We start from the raw sequence: 22,228 nt of genomic DNA, 5'->3' as shown, positions 1-22,228 counted from the left end.
CGGGTCAAAACCCTTATTCGGCTGGAAAAGTGTAAGGCACAAGACGATCCGCCGTCAATCGCGCCGAGGTCGGGCGAATCAGGAAGGATAAAATATGGAGCAACCGACCCAGAGTACAGCGCAACCCGCCAGCAGGGCGCAACACGTGTCCCGGCCCGACCAGGAAAAATCAGGCTCCCAGGCATGGGGGCAGTCCAGGCCGCGGCCAGCCACGGCCAGGGTTTGATTCCATGTCTTCTGGCCCAGGGCGCGGATAACGGCCTGGGGAATGACGATCATGCGCTGAAAAAATCCGCAGCCGGGACAGCGACGGGCCACGGTCTGTCTGACTTCAGACACCGTGACCAGGCACATGGGCAGGAAATGAACCATCAACGCCAGGGACAGGGCCAGCTTCCAGGCGTACTCGCGGCCCACAACGGGCCGCACCGCCCAGGCCACGGCCAATCCCAGGGCACGGGCCGAGGCCGACAAGGCAAGACTCAAGCCAAGCAGCAGCAACGCGGCCAGCCTCACGGCGAGATCGACCGCGCCGGTAGCCACCTCGGGCCACGGCACCCCTGACACGGCGTCAAGCCCGGCCTTGGCCGCCACCCAAAAAAACACAAAAAGCAGCAGGCCGCGCACCATCCGCGCACCCAGGGTCTGTCCTGAAGCAAGTGCCGCCACGATGCAAAGCAAAACCACGGCGCACACTCCGGCCTGCGCCGCTCCCATCAACCAAATGGCAGGACCGAGAACCAGGGCCGTACCCAGCTTGAGCCTCGGATCAAGCCCGCGCAGCAGGATGGCAAAGCGGATCACGAGGATTCTCCGTCCCAGCACCGCACCCCCAGCCCCGCGCTCCACGAGCAGGGCGGCCGCACCCCATGGCCGCTTACCCGATCAAGCACCGCGACCGGCGGGCCATCCAGGGCCAGTCTGCCCGCGTCAAGAACCACCAGCTGATCCACGAGATCTATGAAACATTCGAGATCATGGGACGACACCACCTGTGTCAGGCCCGCCGCACGGTTCTCGCGAAGCAGGCCGCGCATCTCGCGCATGCCCGGGTAGTCGAGCCCGCTGAAAGGTTCGTCAAGGAGCAAAACCAGCGGATCGTCCAGCAAGGCCGCAGCCAGGCAGACCTTGCGCTTCATGCCCCAGGAGAGTGTCTGCACCGGCCGCTCCCAGGCTGTCAGCAGTGAGAAGCGCCGAGCAAGCTCCCTGGCCCGCGCAACTGTCGCCTCCGTGCGCCCCCGGCCGAGCAGCAGGTCTTCCTCCACCGTGGCGCCGAGCATCTGCAAATCCGCATCCTGCATGACCAGACGGCACTTGGCCCGCACTGCCCGCCCCTGGCCCGGACTCGAACAGCCGTCCACCGTCACCGATCCCGAGACAGGAGAGTACAGTCCGGCCATGAGCGCCATCAGAGTGGACTTGCCGCTGCCGTTGGCACCCACAAGGCCGACCAGCATCCCCGGGGCAATGGACAGGGACACACCGCGAAGCGCCTCCTGCCCTCCCGGATAGGCATAATCGAGATCGGTCACGGTTATCATCGCAGCTCCTGGAAATGGAATCGATCATGTCCTGCATACAGCCAAAATCACACTTCACCACCGGAAACCCCCTGTCAACCGTTGCCCCACAGGGACAGACGCATCCCGACCATCCGGGGCAGCATAAAAAAAGCCCCCGACCTGCGGGGGCTTTCGATGGAAAACGTCGGGGCAAGCTAAAAGGCGTAGCCCACGGAAAGGCCGGTGATCCAGGTCTTGCCGTCCTTGAAATCGACATTGTAGTAAGTACCTGGGACAGCTGCATTCGCAATCCTGAGATTCTTGCGCTCCTTGGCTTTCACATACATGAAGGCCCAGTCCACGGTCCACGCGTCGTGCCTGAAGCCGAGACCCGTGGAGTAGAGCTGGCGGTCGTTGCACGGCAGCATGAAGGACGAATAGCCCGACCGGGTCGGCGTCTGATCGTACACATAGCCGAACCGAACGGCCAGCCAGTCGGTGGCCCAGTATTCGGTACCGAGCTGGAACCGCCAGGTATTCTTGTAGTCGTAGGTCTTCACCGTATTGATGGGGGCGCTGTAGCTCATGGTGTCAAAAGCCTCCCAGCGGGTGTGGACAATGTCGAACTCCCAGGACCAGTTCTCCGCGGGCTGATAGCCGATGCCAACCACATAACTGGCGGGGAGATTGGCCCAGATGCTCTGCCCTGTGGAAGTCGTCCCCCCAAGCGGGTGCTCCCCTTTTCCCTCGGTCTGCATATCCATGGACGAACGCCAGGCAAGCCCCACGGACCACTGGTCGTCCACCTGATAGTGGACGCCGAGGTTGCCGCCTATCGCATAACCGATGGTGTCGGCGCTAACGACGCTGGCCCCGGGTTCGCTTTTCTGCTTGATGCCGCCCCTGAGGATCTCGATGCCGCCAGCGACGGAAAGCTGGTCAGTAAACTTGAAGGCAACGGTGGGGTTGAGCGATACGGACTCAAGGTCCACATATTGAAGCGTGTCCTTGCCGGACCAGTTGCTCTTATAGTGAGTGCCCAGCCCGAAACGGGTGAACATGCCGACCCCGAGCCAGACTCTCTCGTTGGATTCCGACTGGCGAGTGTAATAGGCATGGGGAACGGTGTAGATATTGGCCTTGGTCTTGTTCTTCTGGCCGTCCACCATCACGGTGGACTGGGGCGAGATGAGCACCGCACCGGCCAATGCGTGGGAGCCCTCAAGCTTGGTCATCAGCGCCGGGTTGGTGGCGATGACCGAGGCATCCCCGGCGATGGCGTACCCGGTGGTGCCCATGGCCACGCCCCGGTTGCTCCACTCGTACAAGGCAAAACCACCGGCATGAACGCTGGTGGCCAAAAGACACAACACGAGATTACAGCAGACAGCAACGACTGCACGTTTCATCCTTCCCCCTTGGCTTGACCGCCATGAACGGCGGCTGTCTGTCGCCGGAAAGTCGGCACCCTCCCAGATGCGGCGGGTAACCCCGCCCCGACTGACCTTGGACTGTTAGTATTTGCACAAACCGAAGTTTTATAACCAAAGCGTCACGCAAAGACAACAAAAAGTGTGCTCTGCCATGATTTGCTTGAAGAATCGCCGCTCACCGCGACAGCCATTCAGGCCGGACAAACAAAGCCCTGTCGCGACTTTCGGGCATGATTCTGGCAGAGAACGCCAAGGGGAAAATACTGCCGACATGATCAGGAGGCCTCATGCTCCCGAAGCTGGACATCAAGGAAAAGAACTTCCACGGCCTGCTGGCCATGGGCGCCCTGGCGGGTATCGGCGAAGGGTCGCTGCGCTACGGGTTCACCCTGCATACCGGATTTCCGGGCATGGCCCTGACCCTGGCGGCCGCCCTCTTCGGCGGCGTCTGCGGCTTTGTGCTCAAGGACTTCGTACGCAGCCTTCGCGGTCTGCCCCCTTATCGCGGAATCAACAACGACGGCTGGGTCATGGGCGCATTCATGGGCGCTTTTTTCGGAACGCTGTTTCAGATGATCAACAGCGCAGGCGGGGCGAATCTCGTGCTCGGGTCCATGGCCGGGGCCAGCCTCGGAGCCGCACTGGGCGCCTTTCCCGACGAATTCATCACCCCCATCCTCGAGTTGATGCACAAACGCGAAAGCACATCCCGTCCAGCTCCCGGACAATGAAAGGCCCCGGCAATTTTGGTAGCCGGGGCTCTGCACATAAGCGGTGATTCCTTACACCATATCAAAAACAACGCTTACTGCATCAGCACCCAGATGACCGCCCCAAGCTCCAGGTCGCGGCCCTTGTAAGGCTCGGCGTCATCATTGAGCCCGGCAAATCCCCACCACCCCTTCCAGGGGCAGACAAAGGTGAACACACCGTTGCCGTCGGCAATCACTTCCTGGGTGATCATCCGCTCGCTCGGCGCGGTGCGCTTGCCGTCGGCGTTGAAGTATTCAACCTCCACGCGGGTGTAGGGCGCGGGCTCGCCATCAAGCATGACCACGCCCTGGAAGACGTTGCCCGCGTAGTTGCCAAAGGGCCGGGTCAGGGGCACGATCTCGGTCTTCAGGCCCAGGGGCATGTGCCAGTCCTCGCCCTCGCCGTAGGCATCGATAACCACCTTGGTGATATGGCGGATGTAGTTGTTCTCCGCGTCCTCCTTGTAGGGGAGCGGATCAAAGACAAAGGCGTACAGCCCCGGCTCACGCGGGGTGTAGGACGCGGTCCAGGCCGAGTGGCCCATGACCTTGGCTGGCTTGAGGGTGCCGAGCAGATCGGTCTTCTCCTCGCCGTTGGCCACCACGAAGAAGGCTGCGGGCTTCTCAAGCTCCATGCCCTCCATCTCGAAGGGATGGGAGAAGGACAGGGTCAGGTTGACCGTTTTCTTCTCCTGGTTCACCTCGTCGCTATCGGGAATGAGCATCCCGAAATGGGCAAAAGCCGCGCTGGCCATGAATACAATAAGAGTCGTAGCAGCAAGAATCAGCCGTGTCTTCATTGGTCGGACCTCCATCGTGTTACAGGACATGAGATTGTGTCTCAAGAACACACTCCATGCACTAATAGCAAAAAAGTAACACAAGTCAAGCCGTAGAGAGATTCCATGCCTTTGCCAAAGGTCAGGAAAGGTCGGAGGTGCGCCACCGTTTGGCCATGAACACGCCGCTGACATTGTGCCACAGGGAGAAGAGCGCCCCCGGCAGCGCACTGAGCGGCGTGAAGTGGGCCACAGCCAGGGCCACGCCCAGGCCGGAGTTCTGCATGCCCACCTCAATGGCCAGGGTCCGGGCGTCGCGCCGGGAGCAGCGGGCCAGCCGGGCCAGGGAGTATCCGGCGGCCAGTCCCATGCCGTTGTGCAGGACCACGGCCAGGAAGACAAGGAGCGGCAGAGCCAGCAGTGTCGCCTGGTTGAGCCCCATGATGCAGGCGATGAGCATGGCGATGACCACGATGGACAGGGAGGGAAAATAGCGCAGCCACGGCTCCAGCCGCTTGCGAAAGATGCGGCGCAGGATCAGGCCGTCCAGCAGCGGAAAGACCACGATCCAGAACACGGAGCCGACCATGCCCCAGAAATCCATCTCCACCCGCTGCTCCAGGATAAGATAGACGATGGCCGGGGTCAGGATCGGGGCCAGACAGGTGGAGGCCAGGGTCAGAGTCACCGAGAGCGGTACATTGGCGCGGGCCAGATAGGCCACCACGTTGGAGGCTGTGCCGCCCGGACACGATCCGACCAGGACCATGCCCACCGTGGCTTCGGGCGAGAGCCCGAGAACGCGGGAAATGATTACGGCCAGCACGGGCATGACCGCATACTGCATGCCCACCCCAAACCCCACCAGCCGCCACTTGCCAAGTATGGCACGAAAATCGCCGAACTCCAGGGTCAGGCCCATGCCGAACATGATCACGCCGAGAAAGAGCGGGATATGCGGCTTGATCCAGGTGAAGGATGGCGGATGGATGAGAGCCACGGCGCAGAGCGTGGCGGTGATGGGGATGAAGAAGCGCTCGATGAAGGCGGGAATGGCTTCCGGTTTCATGCGGGATGGGTGGATGAAATTTCGCTGTTTGTCAACGCGCTGCGTAAAACTGATTCCTGCGTGTTGCTTTGGGAGCAAGTAAGGAAGAAAGAGCCGTCGCTGCCGCTCCTCCAAGTTTGGAATTGCCCTCCCGGCGGGGTTCTTTTTTGGCTGGGCCGCCCCAAAAAAGAACCAAAAAAGCTCGGCTTAGGAGCTTGGCCGCCTGCACTCCACGGCCAAGAAGCTGATCAAATCGCGCTGCTCCCGAATCAAGTCGCCGAAGCGGCTCCGTGATTCGAAAGAGCCGCAGCCTGCGATTTGTCAGCTTCTAAGCCTTAGGAGGCTTAAGGGCTGGGGCGTTCGAGAGGCGGGAAAACTGCGGTAGCGGGAGGCGGGAAGGAACTGTGATCTCGAAATCTCTTCCTATCCACGCTGGTCACATCATTTTCGACTTCACTTACGACAGATAGACAATGGGCGGAGCGTCGCAGCGCCAGTTCGTCGGCCCGCGTCTCGGGCGAAACCCGGCGGAGGCGGAGTCTTCGACGCCGACAACTGTTTCGCCAGCGGGCCGACGTTACTGGAGCGCGGCGCGGGAGACCCGATCACAGCGTAAAAGCGCACTTTTTGGGTACTTTTTGGGGCGCCAGCCAAAAAGTACCTCGGCCCGAAGGGGCGAAACTCTTTTCATCAAACCCATCGATTGCACGGCAACGGCCTTGAAGGAAAACAGATTGTCTCATTTCACGATTCTTGTTGCGCCTGCCTTCCCCGCTTCCCCACACGCGATGGTTGACGAACCCGGCCCGACCCTGTAGGAAGTCCTTTCCCGATCAGAGGGAAGCCGGGCGGCGGCGGTGTTGAAAACCCCGTCAGGTCCGAAAGGAAGCAGCGGTATCGATTGCCACCGGGTGTCCGGCTTCCACTCAAAGGCGCGTTCTCAAGAACGCGCTTTTTTTTGGGGCTGTCTAACAACTCATCAAAGTTATCTGGCACAGCCACGAATTGACTAGAAGTAACTTTTTTATAAAAAAAAGATTGAAAAGCATTGACCATTGGAACAAACCATGTAATTGACAAAAGAACAGCTGGCGCTTCTGCCAGTCAATTGCTCTTTGAAATCCGTCTTAAGTGACATTGGTTTTCCATTGTACGTAAGCCCCGTTCCGGCTTTTATGGCCGCCCTAACTCCGGTTAGGTTTGTGACCAAACGGTCGCCACCTGTTTTCAGGTGGAACTGTCGCCCCCGAGCGAACAGTGATATCAACACAACTCGCAATAACTGCGAAGGCGTGTAGGTTCATTGACGCTAGGCGTCTACACTTCATGGTGGCAGCAGTCTTAGAGCAAAGAGTAAATGTTAACGGGCAGTACAACTGCCATAACCCTGCGAGAATTACTCGTGGAAAGGAATAAGTAGTATATGAGAAAACCAATTCATGAACAAAAGCGACACCTCGAATTGATTGAGGAGTCTCACGAGTTGCTATATGGACTTGTGAAAAAGCGAAGATTCAAACTTAAGATTACGGATGAACTCGTTTCATCTGACGTAGTTACGCAACGGGCCTTATCTGACCTAAAAAGGAAGACGATGCGTGCGAAAGCAGCATTATTTTGGTCCATGTATGTGCTACGTTGGTGGCCTCGTCTCTTGGAAAGAATCCAAGAGCTTGTTGGCCTGATGCTCTAAGAAACAAGAGTCAGATGATGAAAGACTGCCAAGCCCTGAAATCAACCAAATAGGATTATATAATGACCATTGGAAAACTGATTAGAACAATACGAGCAAGCCAAGGCCTTTCGCAGGGCGACATGGCTCAGTGCTTAGGCATTTCTCAAAATTATTTATCTCTTGTTGAAAGTGGTAAGAAAACAATGAGTGTTAAACTTGTTGAGACGCTTGCTGATCGATTAGGAGTTTCTAAAGAGCTACTCTACTTGGTTGCAAGCGAGGTCCCTTCCGAACTCATAGGCAGCGACAGAGAAGACTTTATCAAACTACAAAAAAATCTCTTTGCCATCATCACTTACGAAATGGACACCATCTCTTGTGACGCCGCCTGATCCCTTGTGTCCCATTGTTGGAATAAAGAGTCCAAAATCTCTAGCCAGAATCCTTGGCTACCCTCTTAGTCAACTTGAAGAACTGTGCGGCAACATCGAATCTAACTATCACAAGAAAGAAATCACAAAAAAAAACGGTGCAGTTCGTGTACTATCAGTACCTTCAGGTGCTCTCAGAAAAGTCCAAACTGCAATCCTTAGACAGCTTCAAAAACACCCTTTGCATCCTGCTGCTTACGGCGCAGTCCAAAGGCGATGCCACATCGATAACGCTAAGCGTCATGCAGCCGCTCCCTATGTTTACTGCTTAGATTTCAGTTCATTCTTCCCGTCGATCTCCTCAAACAGAATATACAAATTGCTTGCAGAACAATTAGGCTGCTCCCCTCCAGTCTCTAACATTTTAACCAAATTAACAACATACAAATACAAACTCCCCACAGGCTCTCCAACAAGCCCCGTTCTAACTAATATTTTGTGCTTTCCCTTGGATAATAGACTTAACAGCCTTGCATGTGACTATGGTCTTACATACACACGCTTCATCGATGACCTGACTTTTTCGGGGCGGAGAATTCCAGAAGGCTTTATAAGGAAGACCAAAGAAATTATCACTTCCTTCGGACTTCTCCTCAACGACGAAAAAGAAGAACTTTTTACCCCATATAAAGGTAAACTTGTTACAGGGATAAATGTAAACACCAATAAAGTGCGTGTATCTAGATATTATAAAAAGTCAGTCAGGGCACAAAAGCACCAATTTGGACTTTTTAAGGACTACATGACAGATAGTGAAAAATCGAAAGAAGAAAGCCGCATAGACGGAAAAGAGCAATACATAAGGCTAGTCCAACGCCGATAATTCCTTGCAGGAAGATATTACAGGCTTCACCAAGCATAGCAAACCATTTGAAAAGAAATGAATAAAACCTTGAATCTCAGCTCATTGCCAAGATTCAAGGTTCTATTATCAAGTGGCGGAGAGGAGAGGATTTGAACCTCCGTTGGAGTTCCCCCCAAACACGCTTTCCAGGCGTGCTCCTTAAGCCGGACTCGGACACCTCTCCGCGTTTGAGAGGCTGTAACTAACCAAAATGGCGCGGCATGGCAAGGGAAAAATTCCCCAGGGGCACGGCGCGGGTTTTGCCTCGGCTGGCCGGGCGGATCACAGGGGCAGGCGCAGGCTGCCGCGGAACTCGTCGAGGCTCGATGCGCCTATCCCGGCCAGCAGGGCCTCCATCTCGTCTGCCAGGCCAAAGGCGAAGTCCGGGCGCAGGAAATTGGCCGTGCCCACCTGCACCGCGTGGGCACCCACCAGAATGAACTCCAGGGCGTCCTCGGCGCTGGCAATGCCGCCGATGCCCACCACAGGAATGTCCACGGCCCGCACCGCCTGATGCACGCAGCGCAGGGCCACGGGCTTGATGGCCGGGCCGGACAGGCCGGCCACCACGTTGGCGACTCGCGGCCGCCGGTTGCGGATGTCCACCGCCATGCCCGCGAGGGTGTTGATGAGCGAAAGGATGTGCGCCCCGCCGTCGGCCGCGGCTCTGGCGCAGACCGCGATGTCCGTGACATTGGGCGAGAGCTTGACCATAACCGGCTTGCCCCCGGCCCGCTTGCGGACCGCCTCGGTCACGCGGGCTATCTGGGCCGGGTCCTGGCCAAAGGCGATGCCGCCCTCGCGGACGTTGGGGCAGGAGACGTTGACCTCAAGGGCCGCGATGCCCTCCTCGGCCGCCAGCACCCCGGCCAGCTCGCCGAACTCGGCGGCGTCGCAGGCATAGAGATTGGCGACGATGGCCACGTCGCGCCAGGGCAGCGAGGGCAGTGTCCGCCTGACGAAATCCTCCACCCCGGGATTCTGGATGCCGATGGCGTTGAGCATGCCGCACGGCGTCTCGGCGATGCGCGGCATGGGGTTGCCCTCGCGAGGAGCAAGGGAGATGCCCTTGGCCACAATGCCTCCCAACCGCCTGAGATCGCCGTAGGGCGCGAATTCGAGCCCGGAGCCAAAGGTGCCCGAGGCGGTCATGACCGGATTCTTGAGGCTTAAGCCTCCGAAGCTCACGTGCATATCCATGGATGAAACCCCCTCGAAATGACTACAGACGAACCTTGTCGGCCCAGAAGATCGGCCCGCGTGTACAGACCTGGACATGATGCCCCTCGGCGTCGGGCGCGACGCAGCCCAGGCAGGCGCCCACCCCGCAGGCCATGCGGTTTTCCAGCGAAACCTGGGCTCGCGCCCCCAGCTCGGCGGCAAACGTCTGGACCGTACGCATGAACGGGGTCGGGCCGCAGGCGAGGATCAGGCCGTCCTTGGCCGCGTATTCGGCGATCTGCTCGCGCAGGGCGGCGATGATCAGGTCGAGGTCGGCGGGACAGGCTTCGAGCAGGCAGCGGCAGTCCACCCGGTTCGAGAGCAGGTCATAGGGGTAGCATTCCAGGGGCAGCCGATGGGCCAGGAAAAGCCGCAGGTTCTCCGGGTGCGGATGACGCTCGACATAACCGCGAAAAGGTGCGATGCCGATGCCCCCGGCAAGCAGCAGGGTCGGCGTGTCGGGCTCCACGGCGAACGAGTTGCCAAGCGGCCCCCACAGGGCTACCTGATCGCCCGGCGCGAGGCGAGCCATGCGGGCCGTGCCGCGCCCCACCTTCTGAACGAAGAGGGTCAGGCCGTCCGCATCCGCCGAAGAGATGGAAAAGGGCCGCGCCCAGAGCATATCCAGCTCCCAGGAAGCGGGCCGGACCATGACGAACTGGCCGGGCTTCCACCCATCCCAGTCTGGCAGGGAGAGGCGTATCTCGTAAAATTCGTCGGGCCTTTTCCGTTGACCGACCGGGGACACTTCCAATACCGTAACATTCCGGCAGACCCTCAAGGACATGCGACACCCTTATGAGTATGAAACATTTACCTGAAATCATGGCGCCCGCTGGGGATGCGCCGTCCTTCCTCGCTGCGGTGGCGGCCGGGGCGGACGCCGTGTACGTGGGGCTCAAGCACTTTTCGGCCCGCATGCAGGCCACCAACTTCTCTATCAGCGAGCTGGCGCAACTGGCAAGCCTGGGCCGCGACCGCGGAACCCGCACATACGTCGCCATGAACACCCTGGTCAAGCCCGGCGATCCCGAGGCTGCAGGAAGGCTCGTGGAGCGGCTTGAGAAATACGTCAAGCCCTACGCCCTCATCGTCCAGGATCTGGGCATGATCACCCTGGCCCGCCAGGCCGGATTCTCGGGCGAGCTGCACCTCTCGACCCTGGCGAACCTGAGCCATCCGGCCGGGCTCGAAGTGGCGAAAAAGCTCGGCGTCAACCGCGTGGTGGTTCCCCGAGAGCTGAACCTCGACGAGGTCAAGCTCATGGCCGAGGCGTGTCCCAAGGGCCTGGACCTTGAAATCTTCGTCCACGGCGCATTGTGCCACTGCGTTTCCGGCCGCTGCTACTGGAGCAGCTACCTTGGCGGCAAGTCCGGCCTGCGCGGCCGTTGCGTCCAGCCCTGCCGCCGCCTCTACAAGCAAGGCAAGCAGGACGCCGAGCGCCTCTTCTCCTGCACCGATCTCTCCCTTGACGTGCTGACCAAGCCGCTGCTGGACATGCCCAGGGTGACGGCATGGAAGATCGAGGGCCGCAAGAAAGGCCCCCACTACGTCTACTACACGGTGCGCGCCTACCAGATGCTGCGCGACAATCCGGGAGATGCCCAGGCCAAGAAGGCGGCCGCGGACCTGCTCGACCAGGCCCTGGGCCGACCCACCAGCCACTCCACCTTCCTGCCCCAGCGTCCCTTCATGCCCATCCAGCCCGGCGGGGAGACCAGCTCGGGCAGGCTCGTGGGCGAGGTCAAGCGCGACCAGAAAAAGCTCTATTTCCAGCCCCGAGAGGACCTGCATCCCGGCGATCTCCTGCGCGTGGGCTATGAGGACCAGCCCGGACACCGGACCCTGTCCATCCGCCGCCGCGTGCCCAAACGCGGCCGCATGGACATCCCGACCTCGGCCAAGCACCAGGGACCACCCCTGCCATCCGGCACCAAGGTCTTCCTGGTGGATCGGCGCGAACCGGAGCTGGTCAAACTGATCAAGGGGCTGGAGGCCGAATTGGCCCTGTTCCCAGCCCCTGAGACCAGCGAGCCGAAGTTTGTGCCCAAGTGGCCGAAAAACGCAGTGCGGGCCAAGGTCAAGCCGGAGAACGTCTCCCTCTATCGGCTGCCTCCTCGAAGCCGCATCAACGGCCGGGCAGCCTACTGGCTCGAGCGCGCCTCTCTGGGCAAGGTGGCCCGAGGCCTGACCGGCCGCGTCCAGTGGTGGCTGCCTCCGGTCATCTGGCCCGACGAGGACAAGAAATACCGTGCCCTGATCAAGGAAGCGGTCAAGAACGGTGCCCGCGAGTTCGTCATCAACGCGCCCTGGCAGGCTGCCTACTTCACGGACCGCAAGAGAGTCGCCCTGGTGGCCGGTCCCTTCTGCAACGCAGCCAACCGCTTCGCCCTCCAGACCCTCAAGGACTTGGGCTGCTCCTCGGCCATAGTCAGCCCGGAACTCTCGGGCGAGGACATGCTCGAACTGGCGCGGAACACTCCGCTCCCCCTGGGCGCGGTCATCAGGGGCATGTGGCCCTTTGGCCTGTCGCGTTTCCTGGCCAATTCGGTCCGGTTCGATTCGCCCGTCAAAAGCCCCATGCACGAAGTGCTCTTCGTACGCAAATACGGGCAGACCAACTGGCTCTTCCCGGCCTGGGAGCTGGACCTGGGCGATGAATACCGCACCCTGGACAGGGCGGGCTTCAAGACCTTCGTCACCATGCTTGAGGACTGGCCCAAGGATGTCCCCAAACCGCGACGCACCAGCACCTTCAACTGGAAACTGCAACTGCTGTAACGGTTCATGCGCAAGACAAGAGGCCGGGTAATCTCTCCCCGGCCTCTCTCCTGCTCGGCATCAAATACCGGAAAATCAGAGTATGATGGTCCCGCGCATGAAGGTCACGGCGTGGCCCGCGATCTTGACGCGGTCCCCCATGTCCTCGCAGACGAGCACTCCGCCGCGAGCGGACACCTGCCGGGCTCGCAGGGACGAGCGACCCAACCGCTTGGCCCAGAAAGGCACCAGGGTGCAGTGGGCCGAGCCGGTAACTGGATCTTCAGGCACCCCGGTGAGCGGAACAAAGGTGCGGGAAACGAAATCGTAGTCCAGGCCGGGCGCGGTGCAGATCATGCACAGGCCGTCCAGCTTGGAGACAAGGCGGAAGTCCGGCTCAAGGGCACGTATCTCCTCCTCGGACTCGAACACGGCCATCATGTCGCGCTCGCCCATGAAGAGCTCGGCGGGACGGGCACCCAGGGCCTTGGCGACCCTCTCTGTCACCTGAATGGGCCGGACGCTCCAGGCCGGGAAATCCATGGAATACAGACCCGCCTCCCGGTCCACAAAAAGCCGTCCGCTCTTGGTCTCGAAAACCACCACCGGATCGGCGTAGTCAAGGAACTCGTAAAGCACATGGGCGCTGGCCAGGGTGGCGTGGCCGCACAGGTCTATTTCATATTCCGGGGTGAACCAGCGAAGCTCGAAGTATTCGCCCCGGCGCACGAAGAAGGCGGTCTCGGACTGGCCGCATTCCTGGGCGATCTTCTGCATCAACCCATCGCTCAGCCACTCGAAGAGCGGCACCACCGCCGCCGGATTGCCGCTGAAGACCTCTTCGGCAAAGGCGTCCACCTGATAGATATCGAGTTCCATGGTGCCATCCTTGTCAGAACATCTGCTTGAAGAGATCGTCGGCCGAGCCGCCCGCGTCCTCGGCCGCTCCGCCGGACGCGGCGGCCTGGGTTGGCTCGGTGCCCACCTTGAACGGCAGGAAATACTGCGTTCCCGAGCCGGATGAGGCAAGCCGCCCAGTGGCCCCGTCCACCCGGACCATAACAACTCCCGGCGGTTCCGGGAAGTCCTGATAGGGATAATCCTCCTCCACCTGTTTGCGATAGTCCACCCACAGGGGACTGGCCGCCCGCGCTCCCGTCTCCCACTTGCCCATGGGACGCATCTCGTCAAAGCCGACGTACACGCCCGTGAGCAAATAGGGAGTGAAGCCCATGAACCAGGCGTCGTTTTCGTCGTTGGAGGTGCCGGTCTTGGCCGCCACGGGACGGTTGAGCACTCGTGCCCGCCAGCCTGTACCGTCGCGCACGACTTCCTTCATCAGGCTGGTCATGATGTAGGCTGTTTGCGGGCTGATGGCATCCACTACCTCGGGCACCGAAGTGAACAATTCCTCGCCCCAGGCCGAACGGACCGAGAGCACGGTGCGCGGCTTGACGTACGAGCCGCCTCGAGCAAAGGCGCTGTACGCCTCGCACAGATTCATCAACGTGACCACGGACGAACCCAACGACACCGAGAGGTCCGGGGGGAAGTCGCTCTCAAGGCCCATGGCCCGCGCCCGCTCAATGATGGCCCGGAGGCCGATACGCTGGGCCACGCGAATGGTGACTAGGTTCTTGGACTTGACCAGGGCGGTACGCAACAGGGTCGGCCCCTCGTAGGTGCCCTCGAAGTTTTCGGGCCGCCACAGCTTGCCCAGGGCATCGTCGGCATAGACGATAGGGGCGTCGAGGACCATGGAAGCGGGTGTGAACCCGGCGTCCATGGCCGCCGAATAAACGACGGGCTTAAAGGCCGAGCCGGGCTGGCGTCTGGCCTGGGTGGCGCGGTTGAACTGGCTGCGGCCAAAGGAATAACCACCCACCAGGGCCAGCACCTCGCCGCTCTCAGGCGTCATGGAGACCAGGGCGCCCTCCACAACGGGTTCGCGCTCCAGGTCAAGTGTCCACACGCCCTGGGGCGATTCGGGCGCCTTGGCCACGGTGACCCAGACCACGTCGCCCTCCTTGAGCACCCGGCGGGCATCGCTCGGGGCGGGTACGTCCTCATGGCTCTTGCGCACGTCGGGCTCGCGCACCCACCACATGGCCTTGAGCGGAATAACGCCATGGAATCTGCCGAAGCGAACAGAAGCCCTGTCCTTGTCCACCTGGGCCACCCAGGCCTTGAAGGGCGAGGACTTGTCCCCGATGGGGTCCACCGTCTGCGGCCCTTCGTCAAGCACCCGGCCCACATCGCCCGGGCTGATGGTCTCGACAGGCCCTGTCCATCCGCGCCGCTGAGCCGAATCCAGCAGCCCCCGCCGTAGCGCCTTTTCGGCAGCGGCCTGATGCTTGAGATTGCAGGGGGTGGTTACGGTCAGACCAGCGGTGTAGGTCTCGTCTTCACCGTAGCGGTCCACCAGCCAGCGACGCACCTCCTCAAGATAGTACGCCCCGACCCGCCAGGACGGATCATCCATGCTGACCAGCTCGATTTCCTCGGCCATGGCCTCGTCGAACTGCTCGCGGGTGATCCAGCGAAGCGAGAGGAGCTGATCAAGGACGTAGCGCTGGCGCTGCTTGGCCAGCTCGAAGTTCTGATAGGGGTTGTAACGACTCGGAGCCTGGGGCAGGCCGGCCAGCATGGCTGCCTGGGCCAGGGTCAGGTCCGTGGCGTGACGGGCGAAATAGGTGCGCGAGGCGGCCTCAACGCCGTAGGAATTGGCTCCGAGAAATATCTGGTTGAGATAAATGGTCAGTATCTCTTCCTTGGTCAGGTAGTTTTCCAGCCGGAAGGCAAGGATCGCCTCCTTGAGCTTGCGCGTGTAGCTTCGCTCCGGGGTCAGGAGCAGCCGTTTAATGATCTGCTGGGTGATGGTGGAGCCGCCCTGCTTGGTGCGCCCCGCCTTGACGTTGGCCAGGAAAGCCCGCAGGATGGCCGTCATGTCCACGCCGTCGTGCTGATAGAAGCTCGAATCCTCGGCGGCCAGAAACGCCTTGGGCAGCCACGGAGTCATCTGGTCCAGGGTTATCAGGAACCGCTTCTCCCTATAGAAATACCCGAGAACCTCGTCGTTAGCGCCGTAAACCGTGGTCACCAGCGGCGGTTTGTAGTCGGCGATGTTCCTGAAGCCGGGCAAATCCCTGGACGCCCAGTGGTACAGGCCAAAGGCAGCTCCCACCCCGGCGAGCAGGCAGACCAAAAGAAATACGAGAAAAATCTTGAGCACTTTCATGGGTATCAAAAACCTTTGTTGACCTTGTGTGCACCACGCGCAGGCGGCAGGCCCCAGGCCAGACGAAGCCTTCCGTAAAGGTCCGTGACCGAAGCCTTGTTGGTATCAAAGCATTTGAGCATTCGCGACAGCGTCCGCTCCTCTCGCCGTGCGAGGCAGGTGGCGGAGTCGAAGAAGGTCACTTCGCGCCCCACCACCCAAAAAGGATACAGGCGGCAGTAGTATGGCCGGGCCTCATAGGGGATCTCGCACCCTTCGGGACCCAGAAAGCGGCAAGCGCCCATGGTGTCCACCGTCAGGCGATAGTGCTCTCCTGCAGGCGGAAAGAGTGCCAGGATCAAGGCGTCCTCCCCCGGAAACAGTCGGCGGACATTGTCGATGAAGGCCGCCGAATTCGGGGCGAGAACAAAGCCTCCGGTAAAGGGCGCATGGTCGCGGACCCGGTCTTTCTCCATCTGGGAAACCGGGAAACAGAACTCCTCCTGGCCCGCCGTCATACGGCAACATGTGGGGCCTTGCAGCGAACAGCGGCGGCAGGTATCGGAAGCGTCGGACCGTATTCGGGTCATGACCTTCCCGCAGGCTCCGCAATGCGACCGGCCGTTCCCGAGAACCGCAGCGCCCCTTTGCCCAGCAGATCGTGAAGGTGGACCATGCCCGCCAGCCGACCGTCCTCGCTGACCACAGGGAGCACGGTAATCTGGTGCTGCTCCATGACATCAAGGACATGGGCCGAAGACTCGCCCGCCACTGCCCGGCGCGGCGAGGCGGTCATGACACGGGCCACGGGCCGGTCCATGTCCAGGCCGCCCGCGCAGACCAGCCGACGCACATCGCCGTCAGTGAACACGCCCAGCAGCCTTTCGCCGCCGTCAATGATGGCCACGAGGCCGAGACCGCCCGAATTGAGCACATCCACGGCCCGCCCCACTGTCGCTCCATCGTCCACCACGGGAAGGGAGTCGGTGTGCATGAGCTGGTCCACGCACATGGCCAGCCGTTGCCCCAAGGAACCGCCCGGATGATACTTTCGGAAATCCTCCTTGCCAAAGGACTTCCACTCCATGAGGCAGACGGCCAGGGCATCGCCCACGGCAAGGTGCGCCGTGGTGCTTGATGTGGGGGCAAGCCCCATGCGACACGCCTCTCTCGGCACATGGACTTCAATGGTGATGTCCGCCAGCTGGGCCATGGCCGAGGCGGTGTTCCCGGTCATGGCGATGACCGTGGCCCCCAGGGTGCGCAAGGTGGGAATGATGGCGTTGACCTCGTCGCTGCCGCCGGAGTTGGACAGGGCAAGGACCACATCCTCCTCCCTGATCATGCCCATGTCGCCATGGGCTCCCTCCACCGGATGCAGGAAAAAGGCGGGAGTTCCCGTACTCGACAGGGTGGCGGCAATCTTGCGCCCCACCAACCCGGACTTGCCTATGCCGGTGATGACCACACGGCCCCGGCACTCGGCCATGGCCGTCAGGGCGCGCACGAATCCCCCACCCAGCTGCCCGGAAACGGCTCGCAACCCCTCGATCTCGATGTCGAGCACCTCGCGGGCCAGCGCAAGCCAATCGGTTCCGTCGGATCTTGCGGTCATGATCGCACTCCGTTTCAGCAAAATTCCTTGACGATGCCCGGGATTGCCTCCAGGCAGCCCTTGCCCATCATATCGGACAGGGGAATGGGATAGTTGCCGTCAAAACAGGCCAAACACCATGCGTCGTCATCTGTCACCGAATCGAGCAGGCCCGGAATCGTCAGGTAGTGCAGGGAGTCGAGCCCCATGAACCGGGCGATGTCCTCCACCGAATGGTTGGCCGCGATCAGTTCGCCCTTGGACGAAAAGTCGATGCCGTAGAAACAGGGAAACCGGATGGCCGGGCAGCTCACACGCAGATGAATCTCGCGGGCGCCCAGTTCGCGCAGCTTGCGGACTCTGGCCCGGATGGTGGTCCCGCGGACGATGGAATCCTCAATGATGATGATCCGCTTGCCCTGGACCATGCTCTTGACCGGGTTGAGCTTCACCCGCACCGAGAAATCGCGCATGTCCTGCGAGGGCTGGATGAAGGTGCGCCCCACATAATGGTTGCGGATCATGGCCAGTTCCAACGGCAGACCCGACTCCTGGGAATAGCCCACGGCCGCGTAGTTGCCCGAATCAGGGAACGGCATGACAAAGTCCGCGTCCACCGGGGCCTCTCTGGCCAGCATCACCCCCATGGCCTTGCGCCGCTCGTAGACCACATCGCCGAAGATGTGGGAATCGGGCCGGGCAAAATAGATCAGCTCGAAGATGCACTGACGCCTGGGCTCGGTGTCGTTGAAGCGGCAGGAGGTCAGCTTGTTCTTGTGAATGGTCACCATTTCGCCCGGTTCGATGGGGCGCAGGTACTCGGCCTCGATCAGGTCAAAGGCGCAGGTCTCTGTCGCAATGACGTAGCGATCACCCACCCGGCCCAGACCGAGGGGCCGGACGCCGTTGGGGTCCTTGAGGGCGATGAGCTTGTCGTTGGCCAGGATGAGCATGGAGTATGCGCCGCGCACCCTGGCGCAGGCCATGACGATGGCCTGCTCAATGGTGTCGGTCTCGCGCAGATACTTGATGATCAGGTGCGCGAAGACCTCGGTATCCATGGTGGTCTGAAAAATGGACCCGTTACGCTCAAGCTCAGTGCGCAGCTCATAGGTGTTGACCAAGTTGCCGTTGTGGGCCACGGCCAGACGCAGGTCGCCATGGCGGACAATGAAGGGCTGGGCGTTACGGATCAGCGAGGCCCCGGTGGTGGAATAGCGGATATGCCCCATGGCGATGTCGCCCTTGAGCTCCTTGCCCAGGTGCCGCTCGTTGAAGACCTCGGCCACCAGCCCCATGCCCTTCTGCTCGCGGATCTTTTCGCCGTCCCAGGTGACGATGCCTGCCGACTCCTGCCCGCGATGCTGCAAGGCATACAGGCCGAAGTAGGTCATCCTGGCGGCCTCCTTGTGGCCGTATACTCCGAAAAGCCCGCAATACTCTTTTTTCATGTGCCTTCTCTGGACGGCGGCTAGCCGCCGTAATACGTTTGCAGGCTTTCGACCTTGAGCCCGGTCTGCCGCATTTCAAGAATGGCCTGGGCGATGGCCCTGGCACCCGACACCGTAGTGGTGTAGGGAATGTTGTAGAGTAGCGTGTTCTGGCGGATGATCCGGGCGTCGCCCACGGTCTTCTTGCCCGAAGGGGTGTTGATGACCAGATCGATTTCGCCGTTCTTGATGTGATCCACCACATGTGGCCGCTGTCCTTCATGGACCTTGTTCACCTTGGTGACGGGCACGCCCTTCTCCGCGAAATAATCGGCCGTGCCGCCGGTAGCCATGACCCGGAATCCCATGTCGGCGAAATCCCTGGCCGCCAGCACCAGTTTGGCCTTGTCCCAGTCATTGACGGAGATGAAAACCGTACCCGAGGTGGGCAACCTCTGCCCGGCTGCCAGCTGCGCCTTCATGTAGGCCAGCCCGAAGCTCGGATCAATGCCCATGACTTCTCCGGTGGAACGCATCTCCGGGCCGAGCAGCACATCCACGTTGGGGAAGCGGTTGAAGGGAAAAACAGACTCCTTGACCGAGACGTGCCCCTTCTTACGCATGTTCCAGGGCTTGAGATCCTTGAGCTTCTCTCCGAGCATGACCCGGGTGGCCAGTTTGGCAAGAGGCACGCCGGTAGCCTTGGAGACAAAGGGGACGGTGCGCGACGCGCGGGGGTTGACCTCGATGATGTATACCTCGCCGTCCTTGACGGCGAACTGGACATTCATCAGCCCGACCACGCCGAGCTCGCGGGCCATGGCCACGGTCTGCCGCTCGATGTCGCGAATGACCTCTGCGCTCAGGCTATAGGGAGGCAACACCGAGGCCGAATCCCCGGAATGGATGCCCGCCTCCTCAATATGCTCCATGACCCCCCCGATGTAGACATCCTCGCCGTCGGCCAGGGCGTCCACATCCACCTCAATGGCGTATTCAAGGAATTTGTCGATGAGGGTGGGATGCTCGGGAGAGACACGGGCCGACTCGCGGAAATACGCCTCGAATTCATCCATGGAGTAGACAATGTCCATGCCCCGGCCGCCCAGAACATAGGAGGGGCGCAGCACCAGCGGAAAACCGAGGCCTTGGGCGATTTCCTTGGCCTCGGTCATGCTCATGGCCGTGCCGTTTGGCGGCTGCTTGAGGTGCAGCTTGTTCAGGAACTGCTTGAAACGCTCGCGATCCTCGGCCCGGTCGATGGCATCCGGGCTGGTGCCGATGAGCGGTACACCGGCCTTCATCAACCGAAGCGCCAGGTTGAGCGGCGTCTGCCCGCCGAACTGGACGATGACGCCGTCGGGCTTCTCGAAGTCGATGATATTCATGACATCCTCGAAGGTCAGCGGCTCGAAGTAGAGCTTGTCCGAGGTATCATAGTCCGTGGACACGGTCTCGGGGTTGGAGTTGACCATGATGGACTGCACACCCATCTCCTTCAAGGTGAAGGAGGAATGGCAGCAGCAATAGTCGAACTCGATGCCCTGGCCGATGCGGTTTGGACCGCCGCCAAGGATGACAACCTTCTTGACCTCGTCGCGGACGTTTTCCGCCCCGGTCTCGAAGGTAGAGTAGTAGTACGGGGTGTACGCTTCGAATTCCGCGGCGCAAGTGTCCACGAGATAATAGGTCGGGACAATGCCAAGCTCCTTGCGCATGGCCCGGACGGCATCCTCGCCGGTATGCCACATGGCGGCCAGCTGCGCATCGGAATAGCCGTATTCCTTGGCAGTGCGCAGCATCTCGGCCATGCCCTCGCTGGCGGCGTCCACGCCCTGCTTCAGGCCGAACTCGATCAGGGAGCGCTCCATGATCAGGATGTCCTCGATCTGGCGCAGGAACCACGGATCGATAGCGGTGGCCTCAAAGACCTCCTCCACAGTCATGCCGCAACGCAGCGCGTTGCGCAGGGCGTAAATGCGCTGGGAATTGGGGCGGCGCAGGAGGCGCAGAAGCTCGTTCTTGTCCACGTCACAGGTTTCAAACCGCTTGCCAAGGCCGATGTGGCCGGTCTCAAGGGACCGAAGCCCCTTTTGCAGCGCCTCCTTGAAGGTGCGGCCAATGGCCATGGTCTCGCCCACCGACTTCATGGCCGTGGTCAGATAGTCTTCGGAGCCGGGAAACTTCTCGAAGGTGAAGCGCGGTATCTTGATCACGCAATAGTCGATGGCCGGTTCGAAGGAGGCCATGGTCTCGCGGGTGATGTCGTTGGGAATCTCGTCCAGAGTGTAGCCCACGGCAAGCTTGGCCGCGATCTTGGCGATGGGAAAGCCTGTGGCCTTGGAGGCCAGGGCCGAAGAACGCGACACCCTGGGGTTCATCTCGATGACGATCATCTCGCCGTTTTCAGGGTTGAGGGCGAACTGGACGTTGGAACCGCCTGTTTCCACCCCGATCTCGCGCATGATGGCCAGCGAGGCGTCGCGCATCTTCTGGTACTCGTCGTCAGTCAGGGTCTGGGCCGGAGCCACTGTCACCGAGTCGCCCGTGTGGACGCCCATGGGGTCCAGGTTCTCGATGGAACAGATGATGACGCAGTTGTCCTTCTTGTCGCGCATGACCTCAAGCTCGTACTCCTTCCAACCAAGGATGGAGCGCTCAAGCATGATCTCCCGCTTCATGGACAGAGCAAGGCCGTTGGCGCAGATATCCTCCAGCTCTTCCATGTTGTAGGCCACGCCGCCTCCCGAGCCGCCCAGGGTGTAGGCAGGCCGCACAATGATGGGGAAGGGGATGATTTGCCCCCAATGGCGTACATCTTCCATGCTCCGGCAGATACCGGACTCGGCCACCGCCAGACCGATGTTGGCCATGGCCGCCCGGAACTCCTCGCGGCTTTCGGCCTTGTTGATGGCTTCGATGTTGGCCCCGATGAGTTCGACGTTGAACTGGTCGAGCACGCCCATCTCTGCCACGGCCAGAGCGGTGTTAAGCCCCGTCTGCCCCCCCAAAGTGGGCAAAAGAGCGTCGGGACGCTCTTTTTCGATAATTCGGGCCACTGTCTCTGGCTCAATGGGCTCGATATAGGTCCTGTCGGCCAGCTCCGGGTCGGTCATGATCGAGGCCGGGTTGGAGTTGACCAGGACCACCTCGTAGCCCTCCTCCTTGAGCGCCTTGAGGGCCTGGGTGCCGGAGTAATCGAACTCGCAGGCCTGCCCGATGACAATGGGGCCGGACCCGATCAGCATGATCTTTTTGATGTCTGTGCGTTTGGGCATTCTTTGTGGAAGTAGTTGAGGTTACGGCATCTTTTCCTAGCAGAGAAGACACTTCGCGTGGAATGTCGGCAGGGCGACGCCGTCACCCGCCGGACAAGCTCATTTACTTACAGCCTTGGACCTTGAAAGGCAATGGTTTTATACGGGCGGCAAGGGACGAAACCCGGACCGGGAAAGACAGGGGAACCGATTCGGCGCACCGGCCCACTTGCCGCCGACATTTTCGTTTCCGACCGATTCCCATTGACACGACACACGGTGATA

At 60.7% G+C, this 22,228-nt stretch carries 18 protein-coding genes, 1 tRNA gene and 1 other RNA gene; 6 read left to right on the top strand and 14 right to left on the bottom strand.

Annotated features, from left to right (window positions below; translation table 11 throughout):
* Positions 1-78: 78 nt before the first annotated feature.
* The 3 genes from GKC30_RS04170 to GKC30_RS04160 all read right to left on the bottom strand — a co-directional run bounded on the left by GKC30_RS04170 (position 79) and on the right by GKC30_RS04160 (position 2,911).
* Positions 79-804 carry a cobalt transporter gene (locus GKC30_RS04170; protein ID WP_367613971.1) on the bottom strand — a complete coding sequence of 242 codons (726 nt, stop codon included), beginning with the start codon at positions 802-804 and terminating at the stop codon, positions 79-81.
* Entirely contained in the window at positions 801-1,541 is a 741-nt protein-coding gene (locus GKC30_RS04165) for an energy-coupling factor ABC transporter ATP-binding protein (RefSeq protein WP_155932478.1), read from the bottom strand. The genes GKC30_RS04170 and GKC30_RS04165 overlap by 4 nt, the downstream gene beginning before the upstream one ends.
* A gap of 176 nt (positions 1,542-1,717) precedes the next feature.
* Positions 1,718-2,911 carry an OmpP1/FadL family transporter gene (locus GKC30_RS04160; protein WP_155932477.1) on the bottom strand — a complete coding sequence of 398 codons (1,194 nt, stop codon included), beginning with the start codon at positions 2,909-2,911 and terminating at the stop codon, positions 1,718-1,720.
* A gap of 311 nt (positions 2,912-3,222) precedes the next feature.
* Here GKC30_RS04160 and GKC30_RS04155 point away from each other — a divergent pair, with 311 nt between their 5' ends.
* Positions 3,223-3,666, top strand: coding sequence for a hypothetical protein (locus GKC30_RS04155; protein WP_155932476.1), 444 nt, complete (start codon positions 3,223-3,225; stop codon positions 3,664-3,666).
* A 74-nt stretch (positions 3,667-3,740) separates the two neighbouring features.
* On the opposite strand, the gene GKC30_RS04150 is transcribed toward GKC30_RS04155, so the two are convergent.
* The gene (locus tag GKC30_RS04150) at positions 3,741-4,487 is read right to left on the bottom strand and encodes a DUF4198 domain-containing protein (RefSeq protein WP_155932475.1); all 747 of its coding nucleotides are present in this window, start codon (positions 4,485-4,487) and stop codon (positions 3,741-3,743) included.
* A gap of 121 nt (positions 4,488-4,608) precedes the next feature.
* Positions 4,609-5,535, bottom strand: coding sequence for a bile acid:sodium symporter family protein (locus tag GKC30_RS04145; protein ID WP_155932474.1), 927 nt, complete (start codon positions 5,533-5,535; stop codon positions 4,609-4,611).
* A gap of 9 nt (positions 5,536-5,544) precedes the next feature.
* On the opposite strand from GKC30_RS04145, the gene GKC30_RS04140 reads away from it, so the two are divergent.
* From GKC30_RS04140 to GKC30_RS04125, 4 genes are all read left to right on the top strand, one after another.
* The gene (locus GKC30_RS04140; protein WP_155932473.1) at positions 5,545-5,808 is read left to right on the top strand and encodes a hypothetical protein; all 264 of its coding nucleotides are present in this window, start codon (positions 5,545-5,547) and stop codon (positions 5,806-5,808) included.
* Positions 5,809-6,350: 542 nt separating this feature from the next.
* Positions 6,351-6,444, top strand: an RNA gene (ffs, locus tag GKC30_RS04135) — signal recognition particle sRNA small type.
* Positions 6,445-7,269: 825 nt separating this feature from the next.
* Positions 7,270-7,581 carry a helix-turn-helix domain-containing protein gene (locus GKC30_RS04130; protein ID WP_155932472.1) on the top strand — a complete coding sequence of 104 codons (312 nt, stop codon included), beginning with the start codon at positions 7,270-7,272 and terminating at the stop codon, positions 7,579-7,581.
* Entirely contained in the window at positions 7,568-8,443 is an 876-nt protein-coding gene (locus GKC30_RS04125) for a reverse transcriptase family protein (protein ID WP_196772804.1), read from the top strand. The genes GKC30_RS04130 and GKC30_RS04125 overlap by 14 nt, the downstream gene beginning before the upstream one ends.
* Before the next feature lie 113 nt (positions 8,444-8,556).
* Here the strand turns inward: GKC30_RS04125 and GKC30_RS04120 are convergent.
* The 3 genes from GKC30_RS04120 to GKC30_RS04110 form a co-directional block, all read right to left on the bottom strand.
* Positions 8,557-8,648 (bottom strand) — tRNA-Ser (locus GKC30_RS04120).
* A 98-nt stretch (positions 8,649-8,746) separates the two neighbouring features.
* A complete protein-coding gene (locus GKC30_RS04115) occupies positions 8,747-9,664 on the bottom strand; it encodes a dihydroorotate dehydrogenase (protein WP_155932470.1) in 918 nt (305 codons plus the stop codon).
* Between the two features lie 22 nt (positions 9,665-9,686).
* On the bottom strand, positions 9,687-10,472 hold the full coding sequence (locus GKC30_RS04110) for an iron-sulfur cluster-binding protein (RefSeq protein WP_155932469.1): 786 nt from the start codon (positions 10,470-10,472) through the stop codon (positions 9,687-9,689).
* 38 nt (positions 10,473-10,510) lie between these two features.
* Here GKC30_RS04110 and GKC30_RS04105 point away from each other — a divergent pair, with 38 nt between their 5' ends.
* Positions 10,511-12,466 (top strand): U32 family peptidase, encoded by a 1,956-nt coding sequence (locus GKC30_RS04105; protein ID WP_231117035.1) that lies wholly within the window; start codon positions 10,511-10,513, stop codon positions 12,464-12,466.
* Positions 12,467-12,541: 75 nt separating this feature from the next.
* Here GKC30_RS04105 and GKC30_RS04100 read toward each other — a convergent pair whose 3' ends face one another.
* The 6 genes from GKC30_RS04100 to carB all read right to left on the bottom strand — a co-directional run bounded on the left by GKC30_RS04100 (position 12,542) and on the right by carB (position 21,964).
* Complete coding sequence (locus tag GKC30_RS04100; RefSeq protein WP_155932467.1) at positions 12,542-13,324, bottom strand: PhzF family phenazine biosynthesis protein; 783 nt, start codon at positions 13,322-13,324, stop codon at positions 12,542-12,544.
* Positions 13,325-13,337: 13 nt separating this feature from the next.
* Entirely contained in the window at positions 13,338-15,683 is a 2,346-nt protein-coding gene (locus tag GKC30_RS04095; protein WP_155932466.1) for a penicillin-binding protein 1A, read from the bottom strand.
* A gap of 5 nt (positions 15,684-15,688) precedes the next feature.
* On the bottom strand, positions 15,689-16,138 hold the full coding sequence (locus GKC30_RS04090; RefSeq protein ID WP_367613969.1) for a YkgJ family cysteine cluster protein: 450 nt from the start codon (positions 16,136-16,138) through the stop codon (positions 15,689-15,691).
* Positions 16,139-16,248: 110 nt separating this feature from the next.
* Positions 16,249-17,277 carry a KpsF/GutQ family sugar-phosphate isomerase gene (locus GKC30_RS04085; RefSeq protein WP_155932464.1) on the bottom strand — a complete coding sequence of 343 codons (1,029 nt, stop codon included), beginning with the start codon at positions 17,275-17,277 and terminating at the stop codon, positions 16,249-16,251.
* A 14-nt stretch (positions 17,278-17,291) separates the two neighbouring features.
* Complete coding sequence (gene purF, locus GKC30_RS04080) at positions 17,292-18,707, bottom strand: amidophosphoribosyltransferase (protein WP_155932463.1); 1,416 nt, start codon at positions 18,705-18,707, stop codon at positions 17,292-17,294.
* A gap of 20 nt (positions 18,708-18,727) precedes the next feature.
* On the bottom strand, positions 18,728-21,964 hold the full coding sequence (gene carB / locus GKC30_RS04075; RefSeq protein ID WP_155932462.1) for a carbamoyl-phosphate synthase large subunit: 3,237 nt from the start codon (positions 21,962-21,964) through the stop codon (positions 18,728-18,730).
* Positions 21,965-22,228 lie beyond the last annotated feature (264 nt).

It is taken from the genome of Pseudodesulfovibrio alkaliphilus, from assembly GCF_009729555.1.
Lineage (GTDB): Bacteria > Desulfobacterota > Desulfovibrionia > Desulfovibrionales > Desulfovibrionaceae > Pseudodesulfovibrio > Pseudodesulfovibrio alkaliphilus.
Note: the sequence above shows the minus strand (reverse complement) of the source record. Positions and strands in the feature narration are given on the sequence as shown.

Excerpts from the sequence above, each read along its gene's own strand:
- GKC30_RS04165 (WP_155932478.1), bottom strand. The coding sequence starts at position 1,541 with ATGATAACCGTGACCGATCTCGATTATGCCTATCCGGGAGGGCAGGAG.
- GKC30_RS04160 (WP_155932477.1), bottom strand. The coding sequence starts at position 2,911 with ATGAAACGTGCAGTCGTTGCTGTCTGCTGTAATCTCGTGTTGTGTCTT.
- GKC30_RS04155 (WP_155932476.1), top strand. The coding sequence starts at position 3,223 with ATGCTCCCGAAGCTGGACATCAAGGAAAAGAACTTCCACGGCCTGCTG.
- GKC30_RS04150 (WP_155932475.1), bottom strand. The coding sequence starts at position 4,487 with ATGAAGACACGGCTGATTCTTGCTGCTACGACTCTTATTGTATTCATG.
- GKC30_RS04145 (WP_155932474.1), bottom strand. The coding sequence starts at position 5,535 with ATGAAACCGGAAGCCATTCCCGCCTTCATCGAGCGCTTCTTCATCCCC.
- GKC30_RS04130 (WP_155932472.1), top strand. The coding sequence starts at position 7,270 with ATGACCATTGGAAAACTGATTAGAACAATACGAGCAAGCCAAGGCCTT.
- GKC30_RS04115 (WP_155932470.1), bottom strand. The coding sequence starts at position 9,664 with ATGGATATGCACGTGAGCTTCGGAGGCTTAAGCCTCAAGAATCCGGTC.
- GKC30_RS04110 (WP_155932469.1), bottom strand. The coding sequence starts at position 10,472 with ATGTCCTTGAGGGTCTGCCGGAATGTTACGGTATTGGAAGTGTCCCCG.
- GKC30_RS04105 (WP_231117035.1), top strand. The coding sequence starts at position 10,511 with ATGGCGCCCGCTGGGGATGCGCCGTCCTTCCTCGCTGCGGTGGCGGCC.
- GKC30_RS04100 (WP_155932467.1), bottom strand. The coding sequence starts at position 13,324 with ATGGAACTCGATATCTATCAGGTGGACGCCTTTGCCGAAGAGGTCTTC.
- GKC30_RS04095 (WP_155932466.1), bottom strand. The coding sequence starts at position 15,683 with ATGAAAGTGCTCAAGATTTTTCTCGTATTTCTTTTGGTCTGCCTGCTC.
- GKC30_RS04090 (WP_367613969.1), bottom strand. The coding sequence starts at position 16,138 with ATGGAGAAAGACCGGGTCCGCGACCATGCGCCCTTTACCGGAGGCTTT.
- GKC30_RS04085 (WP_155932464.1), bottom strand. The coding sequence starts at position 17,277 with ATGACCGCAAGATCCGACGGAACCGATTGGCTTGCGCTGGCCCGCGAG.
- purF (WP_155932463.1), bottom strand. The coding sequence starts at position 18,707 with ATGAAAAAAGAGTATTGCGGGCTTTTCGGAGTATACGGCCACAAGGAG.
- carB (WP_155932462.1), bottom strand. The coding sequence starts at position 21,964 with ATGCCCAAACGCACAGACATCAAAAAGATCATGCTGATCGGGTCCGGC.